We start from the raw sequence: 11,191 nt of genomic DNA on the forward strand, positions 1-11,191 counted from the left end.
GAAAAACCCACCTGCGCCACAAAATCCGGCTCCAACTCGGCCACCGCCGCAGCAAAAGCCGGCTCATCGGCCAACAACTGCCGACCCATCCCCGCCCACTGCGAACCCTGACCCGAATACAAAAACACCGTGCCCGAACCGTGCGGCTTCTCGCTGGGCTCCACGACGCCGGTCGCGGGTTCGCCTGCGGCCAGGGCACGCAGCCCCGCAACCGCTTGGGCATGGTCACGCGCGGACACGGTCCCGAAGTTGCGGTAGCGGCCGCGGTAATTGTTGACGGTGTGGGCGACGTCGGCCAGTGCCATGTCGGCGCCCTCGCCGTCCATCCAGTCGGCGAGCATCGCGGCGATCGGCGCGATGCGCGCCGGCGTCTTACCGGATATCACCAGCGTGCTGATCACCGGTTCTGGTTGTGCGGCAACCGGTTCCGGGGTGGGGGCCTGCTCGACGACGACGTGCGCGTTGGTACCGCTGACGCCGAAGGACGACACGCCCGCTCGGCGCGGCCGGTCGACCGCGGGCCACGACATGCCGTCGGCGGCGATGGTGAACTTCGATGCTCCGGCACCGGCATTCGGGGTCAGCCCGGTGAAGTGCAGATGCGGCGGAATGTAGCCGTGGTTCATGCTGAGCACGGTCTTGATGAACCCGGCGATGCCGGCGGAGTTCTCCAGGTGGCCCAGGTTGGTCTTGACCGAGCCCAGTACCAGTGGCGCCGACTCTTCGCGATCGCCGAAAACCTGGCTGAGGGCGTCGAGTTCGATCGGGTCACCCAGCGCGGTGCCGGTGCCGTGCGCCTCGATGTAGTCGATCTCGGACGGCTGCAACCGCGCCGACGCCAGCGCCGCCCGCAAGACCGCCTGCTGGGCCGGACCGCTGGGCACAGTCTGCCCACTGCTCGGACCGTCCTGGTTGACCGCCAACCCCGAACCAGCGCCTGCACCCGGTCCCCGTCGCGCACCGCATCACTGAGGCGCTTGAGTACGATCACACCGCAGCCCTCGCTGCGTACATAGCCGTTGGCCGCCGCGTCGAAGGTCTTGCACTGGCCGTCGGGCGCCAGCATGCCCCACCGCGAGCAGGCGATGCTGTTTTCCGGAGTCAAGATCAGGTTGGTCCCGGCGGCCAGCGCCTGATCGGTCTCGCGCCGGCGCAGGCTCTGGCAGGCCAGGTGGATCGCGACGAGCGACGACGAGCACGCGGTGTCGAGCACCACGGCCGGCCCGTGCGCCCCAAGGAAATACGACAGCCGACCCGCGGCGAAGTTCGACGCGTTGCCGAACGGCAGGTACGGGTCGAAGTCCTCCGGGCGTACCGCGCCGTCAGTCGACAGCCAGTAATAGTCGCTGGTGGTCAGGCCGACATAGATCCCGGTCTGGCTGTTGCGAACCGCCTTGGGCGTGACACCGGCGCTTTCCAGTGCCTCCCACGCGACTTCGAGCAGAAGCCGCTGTTGGGGGTCCATCGCGACCGCTTCGCGCGGGGAGATCCCGAAGAACTCGGCGTCGAATTCGTCGGGCCGCCACGAGGTGAGGAATCCACCCTCCCGGTTGCAGATGGTGCCTGGCCGGGTGTGGTCGGAGGAGAAGTACGCGTCGGCGTCCCAGCGGTCCTCGGGCACCCGGATCACGCCGCTGACTCCGTCGCGCAGCAGCTGCCAGTAGTCGGCGGGGGTGCTCACACCACCGGGCAGACGGCAGGCCATCCCGACCACGGCGATCGGTTCCACGTCGGCCTTTTCGGCGATCTCCAGCCGAGCCGTCAGGTCATCGATCTTGCGTAGCGCCTCGGTGATGATCGCCCGACGATCTGGCGGTGCAGTCATCCCGCTCAACCCAGCCTTTCAGAAAGCTCTTTGAGGAGTTCGTCGTCGCTGAAGTCCTCGTAGACGTCGGCGCTTTCGTCCTCGGCAGCGTCGGCCACCTCCGGAAGAATGGTGGCCAAGTAATCCGACAGCGCCTCGACGGTCGGGTAGTCGAACACCACCGACGCCGGAAGCGTCTCGCCCAGGCTGTCGGACAGGGCTCGCTGAAGGGTGACGCTCATCAGCGAATCCATGCCGGACTGGAAGAAGCCCGCCGTCGGGTCGAGCAGCTGCGCCGACGCCAACCCCATCGCCGAGACAACCTGCGCGGTCACATGATCGACCAGAATGCCGCGGCGCCGCGTTGGTTCGGCGTCGCGCAACGCGTCTCGGAATTCGGTGCTGCGCGTCGCCGGACTGTCCGCTGTGTCGTCGGTGGTCAACAGGTTGTCCACGATGCGCAGGGGCGCCCTGGTGCGATACGCCGCGGCCAGCAAGGCCCAGTCGGCGGCGGCGACGGTCGGCCGTGCCGGGGCACCGGGGCCGGTGAGCAACGGCAGCGCCTGGATCGCGACCTCGTCGGCCATCGGCTCCAGACCCGAATTGAGAGTGACCTGACGCTCTTCCTCGGATTGGCCGTCGGACAACGACTTCCAGAGCCCCCAGTTGATCGCGGTAGCCGGAAGACCAGCGGCCCGGCGGGCCAGTGCGAAGGTGTCCAGGAACGTGGTCGTCGCAGTGTAGTGCGCCAGCCAGCGCGATCCGGTCAGCCCGGAGATCGACGAGAACAGCACGAACTGATCCACCGAGTGACGCAGCGACAGCCGGTGCACCAGCGACACCACGTCCAGCTTCGGCCGGAACATCGCGGTGACGTCGTCACTTGTCATGTCCAGCAACGTGATCGGGCCACCGCCGAACGCTGCGACATAGATGCCGGCCAGCGGTGGAAGGTCGGCACCGAACCGGTCGAACAGCGCGCTCATCGCGGCCTCGTCCGCCGCATCGGCGGCTGCCGTCACCAAAGTGGTGCCGGCCGGCGCCAGGCGGGCGGCCAGATCGTCGAGGCGCGAACCGGGGTTGCGCGATACCGCGACGACGGTGCCCGCGCCCGAGTCGGCGAGCTGCTGGATCAGGTGCGGCCCGATGTTGCCGGTCGCGCCGATAATCAGATAGCTGCTGTCCTTGGACAATTCGGCAGGTGCGGTCGAGGGCGCGTATCCCTGGTGCAGCCGCGGCACGCGGCGCAGGCCGGCCCGGTAGACGACCTGGTCTTCGTCGTCGGCGGCCTTGGCCTCGTTCACGACGTAGGTGGCGGCCAAGCCGTCCGGCACCGATTCGTCGAGATCGATGACGCGGCCCCAGAATTCGGGGTTCTCGAGTGCAAGCGTGCGGCCCAGACCCCACAACACCGCGTGAGCGGGGTTGGCGCGGTCGCCTTCGGTGACCGGCTGGGCGTTGCGGGTGAGCAGATACAGCCGTGGCGCCACGCCCATCTCGGCGATGGCAGCGGTCAGCCGTCGTGCGGCGTTGAAATACTCGTATCCCGCCTCGGCGCCGAACTGGCCGCCGGTCACCGCGGGTGCGTAGAGCACGTGGGTCACTCCGGCGAGGGCGTCGGTGATCGCCGTCGGGTCGGCGCCTTCGGCCAGCACTGACGTCGGCGCAGGCGCGGCGGCGAATTCGTCGCCGAGGACGCGACCGATCTCGGTTCCCAGCTCGGAGTCGGTGATGACCAGCCACGAGATGTCGGCGTCGCCATCCGCGGACGGCTCCCGAGTCGCCCCGGACAATTCGCGGGCCGGCCACGCCAGCTGGCAGTACCACTCCGACGGGATCGGGCCATCGGTCTGTACGCCCGGATCACCAACGGCGGCAACATGTCTGACCGGCGTGATCGGTCGGGGGTTGACCCAGTGGCGGCCGTGGTGCCACGGCGTGGTCGGCAGCACCGGGTGCGGCTCGACGGGGTGCGGGATCTGCGGCGGATGACTGGTGTGGACGGTGTTGAGGTTGGTGTGGAAGCGGACCGCGTCGTCGCCGTCGCGCCACAGCGTCCCCACGCTGTGGTGATGGGTGGTGGGATCCAGCGTGTCGCCGACGGCGTGGGTCAGGATCGGATGGGCACTGATCTCGATGAAGGTCGCGTGCTCTTCGGCGGCAGCCGCGACGGCCTGGCTGAGTAGTGCGGGTTGACGCACGTTGGCCACCCAGTAGTCGGCGTCCAGCATCGGCGACGCAGCGCCCTCCATGACCGTCGAATAGAACGGGATGGTGGGGATCTCGGGATTCAAATCCTCGAGCGCCGTGCGCAACTCGTCCAAGATCGGATCCATGAACGCGGTGTGGGACGCGACCTCCATGTTGACCCGACGAGCGAAGCGGTTCTGCCCACTCACCTCGGCAATCACCGCGTCGACCGCGGCCACTGCGCCGGCGATCACCGTCTCGCGCGGCGAAATGTATCCCGCCACACTGACGCCCGCATAGCCGGCGATCAGTGCCTCGGTTGCCTCGGGGTCGAGCTTCAGCAGCGCGACCGCGCCTTGGCCGGCGAGCTTGGACATCAACTGCGAACGGATGGCGATCACCCGCAGCCCGTCGACGACGCTGAGCGCACCGGCGACCACTGCCGCGGTGACCTCTCCCATCGAATGGCCGATCACCGCATCCGGGTGCACTCCGTAGGAGCGCCACAACTCGGTCAGCGCCAGCTGCAGTCCCATCAGCACCGGCTGAACTTGCGCGTCGCCGCTGATCGACTCGCCGTTGGCGATGACCTTCTGCAGCGAAAACCCAACCTTCTCGACGAAAATCGGGTCCAGCTCGGCGATCGCCTCGGCGAACACCGGCTCGTCTTCCAGCAATTGCCGGCCCATGCCGGCCCAGTGCGAACCCTGTCCCGAGTACACGAACACCGTACCGGGACTGCACGGCCCGTCGTGCGGGCCGACGACGCCTTCGGCGGGCCGGCCGTCGGCCAGCGCCTGCAACTGGGCCACCGCCTGGGCGCGGTCGCGGACGCAGACGGTGGCGAACTGCGGGTGGCGCTCGCGGTGGTAGTTGAGCGTGTGGGCCACGTCGGGCAGCCGCACGTCGGCGCCTGCACCCTGCAGCCATTCCGCCAGTGCGGCCGCCTGGGAGGCGATTCGCTCCGGCGACTTGCCCGACAACACCAGGGTACTCACGGCCGGGTCGGCCTCGCGGATGACCGGTACGGCGGCGGGCGCCTGCTCGATCACCGCATGCGCGTTGGTTCCACCGAACCCGAACGAGGACACGCCGGCCCGCCGCGGGTGATCCGTCTGCGGCCATTCCTGTTGTTCGGCAACCACTTTGAGACGCAACTGGTCAAAGGGAATGTGCGCGTTGGGAGTGTGGAAGTGCAGGTTCTGCGGAATGCGGCCCTTCTGCACCGCGAGCACCGCTTTGATCAAGCCGGCCATTCCGGCCGCGGCCTCGAGATGGCCGATGTTCGTCTTGACGGTGCCGATCAGCAGCGGCGCGTCTTCGGCGCGACCACGTCCCAACACGGTGCCGAGCGCACGCGCCTCGATCGGGTCGCCCAGCGGCGTGCCGGTCCCGTGGGCCTCGACGTAGTCGACCTCTTGCGGCGGCACACCCGCATTGGCGTACGCGGAGCGCAGCACCGCCATCTGGGCGGCGGGGTTAGGCGCCAGCAGACCGTTGGACCGGCCGTCCTGGTTCACCGCCGAACCCCGCACCACCGCCAGCACCCGGTCGCCGTCGCGCACAGCATCGTTCAGCCGCTTGAGCACCACGACGCCGCAGCCCTCGCCGCGGATGAACCCGTCGGCGTCGGCGTCGAACGCGTGACAGGCACCCGTGGCGGACAACGCGCCGGTCTGGTCGAAGGCACGAACGATCGCGGGCGCCAGCATCAGGTTCACGCCTGCCGCGAGAGCCACGTCGGAGTCCCCGACGCGCAGGCTCTGCGAGGCCAGGTGCAGGGCGACGATCGACGACGAGCACGCGGTGTCAACGGTGACCGACGGGCCGCGCAGATCAAGGAAGTACGACAGCCGGTTGGCGATAATGCTCAGCGCGCCACCGGAATTGCTCCACGCGTCGACATTGGCCAGGTCCATTCCGGCCACGTACCCGTAGTCGGTGTAGCACGCGCCGGCGAAGACGCCGGTCTGCGAGCGGCGCAGGCTGCTCGGCGGAATGCCCGCGTGTTCCAGTGCCTCCCAAGCGACTTCGAGCAGCATCCGCTGCTGCGGGTCCATCTTGACGGCTTCGCGGGTGGAGATGTCGAAGAACTCGGCGTCGAATTCGTCGAGGTTGTCCATGTACCCGCCGTAGCGGGTGGTGTGGGCCAGAGTCGCCGCCACCTCCGGCGTGCCGTCGTCGAACGGCGCCCAGCGTTCCGGCGGCACCTCGGTGATCGCGTTCTTGCCGTCGCACATGAACTGCCAGAACTCGTCCGGGCCAGACACCCCACCGGGGAATCGACAGCCCACACCGATCACCGCGATCGGCTCGTCGAGGTGGCCGCGGTCGGGCTGGAGTTCATCCTCGAGAGCGAACGATTCGGCACCGGTCAGGAAGCGTGCCAGGTCGGAAATCGTCGGGTGTTGCCAGAACTCGACAGGTGATACCTTGCGGCCGAGCAGCTCGGTCAACTCGCCGGAGAGCACAACCGCGTCACGCGAGCCCAGGCCCAGATCGCTCATCGGGGCGTCGAAGTCGATGTCGTAGATGCTGCCTCCGACATTCGTTACGAGGTAATCGGCCAGCCAGTGCCGTAGAGCGTCCTCGTCGTACGACGACGTCATCAAATACCCCTTTCGCTGCCAGCCGGTGCCGACTCCACGCTGTCGAACAGCTCGCCCAGCACGCTGCCGTCCGAATCTCCCAGCAGGTCGATATCGCTGTCCGATTCTGTCTGCGGCAAAACCTTCTTGGACAGGTGTTCAGCGAGTGCCACGATAGTCGGGTAGTTGAACAGCATCGTCGCGGACAGCTCGATCCCGACGAACTGCTCGGTGTCCCGGCGGACCGACATCGCCATCACCGAGTTCATGCCCAGCTCAGCAAACGGCCGGTCCAGCTCGAGCTCGTCTTCGGCCATCTGCAGTTCACGCGCGAGGATGGCCCGCAGCCCGGCCTGCAGCTCACCAACGACGTCCTCGGCGGGCATCTCCGACCAGACCGGTGAGGTGGACTTGGGCTCGGCGGCCGCTGCGCCGTCCGCCGAGGGCATCGGCGCCATGATCGCCTGCGCGACGTCGTAGCGCGCGAGGTGGTCCCAGGCCGCGAACGCTTCGTCGGCGGTGATGGGCCGCGACCCGAGCCGCTCGAGCTCTTGCAGTGCGATCTGCGCTTCGGCGCCGAAGCCAAGACCCCGCCAGGCCACCCAGTCCTGGCTGACGGTGTGGCAGCCCTGCCGGTGGCGCAACTGGGCCAGCCCGTCGAGGTAGGCGTTGGCCGCCGCGTAGGCACCCTGACCCGGGACACCGAACACGGCGCCGGCCGCGGCGGTCAGGAACAGGAAGTCGAGGCTGCCGGGCGGGAAGGTTTGATGCAGCACCTGCGCGCCCGCGATCTTCGGCCACACCGTGCGCCGTAGGCGGCCTTCCTCGAGCTCGGTGAACAGGTGGGCGTCGGTGACACCGGCGCCGTGGACGACACCGCGGATGGGCGCGGCCCCTTCGGCGTCGCGTTTGGCCAGCAGCGCGCGCATCGCGTCCTGCGATCCGATGTCGAGTGCGACGGCTTCGACGACGACGCCGCGCATCTCCAGCGCCCGGATGGCGTTGATCTTCTGCTGGGTGTCGGCGTCGTTGGCCTCGCTGCCCCAGTCACGGCGGGGAGGCAGCGCGGTGCGGCCGGCCAGGATGACCCGGCGCGCGCCGTGATCGGCGAGCCAGCCGGCCGTCAGCAGACCGAGCGCACCCAGACCCCCGGTGATCAGGTACGCCGCATCCGGGCGGCAGCGCAGCGGCTCGTTGACCGGCTCACCGGACACCGGCGCGAGGCCCGGTGCCAGGAACTCGCCGTCGCGGAGCGCGAGAATCGACTTCGCGGGCTTCCGGATAACCGTGGCCAGCGCCGGCACCAGACCAGCGATGTCTGCGCCGTCCGGCAGGTCGACCAGGCCGCCCCACAATTGCGGCTGTTCGGCCCGGATGACCCCGGCGGTTCCCCACATCGGGCTTTGGGCGACCGCGGCGTCCGAACTGCCCTCGCGAACACCGCGAGTGATGATCCACAGCGTGACCGGGTGGCTTTCGTCGCGTTCGGCCAGCTTTCCGACCAGGTCGACGAGCTCCATCGACATGCGCACCGCGGCGTCGACATCGGCTTCACCGGAACGGGATTCGGCGACATAAAGCACGTAGCGGGCATCGGCGGCAGCAGTCGACGAATGGCCGGCGTGAGTCAGGCCGTCGCGAAGCGCACAGGCGATGTCGTTCTCGCCCAACACCGCAACGGTGCTTGGGCCAGTATCCAGATGGTCGTCGTGGCCCTCGACGGGCGAGAACGGCTGCCAGTCGAGCGCGTGCACCATCGCCGCGGGATCGTCGTTGCGGCCGGCGGCCGCGCTCGAATCCACTACCGCGTAGCGAAGTCCGCGCACTTCGACGCTCGTGCTGCCGTCAGGTCCGATCACCGCGATGTCGACGATGAGCTCTTCGTCGCTGCCGCCACGCCGGCGAACCTCGACGCGGCCGCGCGGGTCGGTGAGCTCGGCGTCAAACCGGACGCCCGCGACCGCGGACGGCACCATCAGCCGCGGATTCTCGGCGTCCAGGAGCCTGCCGATGTGAATAGCGGCGTCCAGCAACGCAACTGAGGAGGCCTGGGTCAGCTCGACCTCGGCGCGCAACTCGCCGGCCGCCGACCGGCAGGAGCCGATCGACCATCCGAACGGACGACCTTCGCTGCCCCAGGTCTGCCACAGTGAGGTCACCGAGTCATCGGCGAACTCGCCGTCGGAGACCTGCGGACCGGCTACCGCACCGGCCGCCGGGTGGTCATCCGAGCCGCGGGCGATACGAGCAGTGACGTGCCGGACCCAGTGCTGCGCGGAAACAGTGGCGCTCGACGACACGGTCACGGACGCTCCGTCGGCCACCACCTGAATGACGCGCGGCTCGTCGACGACGATCGGGTACTCGAAGCGGATCTCGGACAGCGCCGATCCACCAGACTCGGCGGCGGCCGCCGAAAGTGTCTGCAGTAGAACCGATATCGGGATGATCTCGACACCGTTGTTGTGGTGCGAACCGGGATACGGCTTGGTCGTGGGCGTCAGACGCGCCTGCCACAGGTGCGTCGGCGGTGTCGCGGCGACGGGAATGTGCTGACCGAGCAGCGTGCCGGGCCGCGGCGCAGACTCGGCGGTCTTCACGAATTCCTCGGCGCTGATCCAGTGCTGGCTGTGGTGCCATGGCGCACTCGGCAGAACCGGATGCGGCTCGGGCGGATGCGGCAGCGTGGGCGGACGCATGACGTGCGTGCTGTTGAGGTTGGTGTGGAAGCTGACCGTGTCATCGCCCTTGCGCGACAATGTCCCAAGGCTGTGATGGTGCACCGACTCCAGCGTTTCGGTGACGGCGTGCGTCAGCGTGGGGTGCGGACTGATTTCGATGAATGTGGCGTGTTGCTCGGCGGCGACGCTGATGGCTTGGTGCAGCCGGACCGGCTGACGCACATTGGCAACCCAGTAGTCGGCGTCCAGGGTAGGCGTCTGCCTCGGGTCGGCGACGGTGGAGATGAACGGAATCGTCTGCGCGTTCAATGTCAAGTCTGCTAGCGCCGAACGTAATTCGGGCAGGATGGGATCCATCAGGGCGGTGTGCGAGGCGACTTCCATGTTCACCCGCCGCGCGAAACGCTCCTGTGCGCTCACGGCATTGATCGCCGCGTCGACCTGCGCCACCGCGCCGGCGATCACGGTTTGGCGCGGCGACAGGAAGCCGGCCAGGCTCACCTGGGGGTAGTCGACGAGCAGCTTTTCGGCCGCGTCGGCGTCCATTTCGAGCAGACCGACCGCGCCTTGGCCGGCCAGCTTTGACATCAGCCGCGAACGCGTCCCGATGACCCGCAAACCCTCGGCGGGGGTCAGCGCCCCGGCCACGACGGCCGCGGTCACCTCACCCATCGAATGTCCAATCACCGCATCGGGTTCCACGCCATACGAGCGCCACAGTGCGGTCAACGCCAATTGCAGGCCCATCAGCACCGGCTGCACCCGCGCGTCGCCGCTGACCCGCTGGCCCTCGGTCAGAACCTGGTGCAGCGAGAAGCGCATGTGCTCGAGGAACAGCGGTTCCAGCTCGTCGACGGCCGCCGCGAACGCCGGCTCGTCGACCAGCAATTGCCGGCCCATGCCGGCCCACTGCGAGCCCTGCCCCGAGTACACGAAAACCGTTCCGGGCTGACACAATCCCTCGTGCGGCTCGACGAGTCCGATCGCCGACTGGCCGGCCGCCAATGCCTGCAGACCGGCGACCGCGTGGGCGCGATCGCGCACGGCGAGCGTCGCAAAGCTCTTGTGCTGAGTGCGATGGTGGTTGAGCGTGTGGGCGATGTCGAACAACGGCACCGCGGCTCCGTCGCCGATCATCCACTCGGCCAGCGTGGCGGCCGTCGAGGCGACGCGTGCCAGCGTCTTGCCCGAGACCACCAGCGTGGTGATCACCGATTCCGGTTGCGGCGCTTCATTTTTCGAAGGCTCAAGGCCTGGAGCCTGCTCGAGGACCACGTGCGCATTGGTGCCGCTGACCCCGAATGACGACACCCCGGCCCGCCGTGCCCGCCCGACCGCGGGCCAGTCCATGCCGTCGGCGGCGATGGTGAACTTCGAGGCGCCTTCGACGGCATTGGGCGTCAACTCGGTGAAGTGCAGGTGCTGGGGAATGTAGCCGTGCTGCACGGTGAGCACGGTCTTGATGAAGCCGGCGATACCGGCGGCGGACTCGAGGTGGCCGAGGTTGGTCTTCACCGACCCCAGCACCAGCGGCGCCGAACCGTTGCGCTCGCCGAATACCTGGTGCAGCGCGCCCAATTCGATCGGATCGCCCAGCGCGGTGCCGGTGCCGTGCGCCTCGATGTAATCGATGTCCGAGGGCTCCAAGCGGGCCGCGGCCAGCGCCGCGCGGACGACCGCCTGCTGCGCGGGACCGCTGGGCACGGTCTGGCCGCTGCTGGGTCCGTCCTGGTTGACCGCCGACCCGCGCACCACCGCCAACACCGAATCGCCATCGCGCACAGCGTCACTCAGCCGCTTGAGCACCACGACACCGCAGCCCTCGCTGCGGACATAGCCGTCGGCGCTCGCGTCGAAGGTCTTGCAACGGCCGTCGGGTGCCAACATCCCCCACCGCGACGTGGCAACGCTGTTCTCCGGGCTCAGCA

Annotated in this window: 2 protein-coding genes and 1 pseudogene; all 3 read right to left on the reverse strand. The window is 68.4% G+C overall.

The window, feature by feature from the left end; translation table 11 throughout:
* Positions 1 to 1,825 (reverse strand): annotated as a pseudogene (locus VGH54_RS11670) (type I polyketide synthase); the annotation flags it as partial.
* A 5-nt stretch (positions 1,826 to 1,830) separates the two neighbouring features.
* Positions 1,831 to 6,603: a type I polyketide synthase gene (locus VGH54_RS11675; RefSeq protein ID WP_331512152.1), complete on the reverse strand. Its 4,773-nt coding sequence runs from the start codon at positions 6,601 to 6,603 to the stop codon at positions 1,831 to 1,833.
* Entirely contained in the window at positions 6,603 to 11,189 is a 4,587-nt protein-coding gene (locus VGH54_RS11680) for a type I polyketide synthase (RefSeq protein ID WP_331512153.1), read from the reverse strand. Before VGH54_RS11680 ends, VGH54_RS11675 begins: the two co-directional genes overlap by 1 nt.
* Between the last annotated feature and the right edge of the window lie 2 nt (positions 11,190 to 11,191).

The sequence above is a fragment of the Mycobacterium sp. genome (assembly GCF_036488105.1).
Classification (GTDB): Bacteria; Actinomycetota; Actinomycetes; order Mycobacteriales; family Mycobacteriaceae; genus Mycobacterium.

Bases quoted from the DNA above. Each gene is read 5' to 3' on its own strand.
- VGH54_RS11675 (WP_331512152.1), bottom strand. From the start codon at position 6,603: ATGACGTCGTCGTACGACGAGGACGCTCTACGGCACTGGCTGGCCGAT.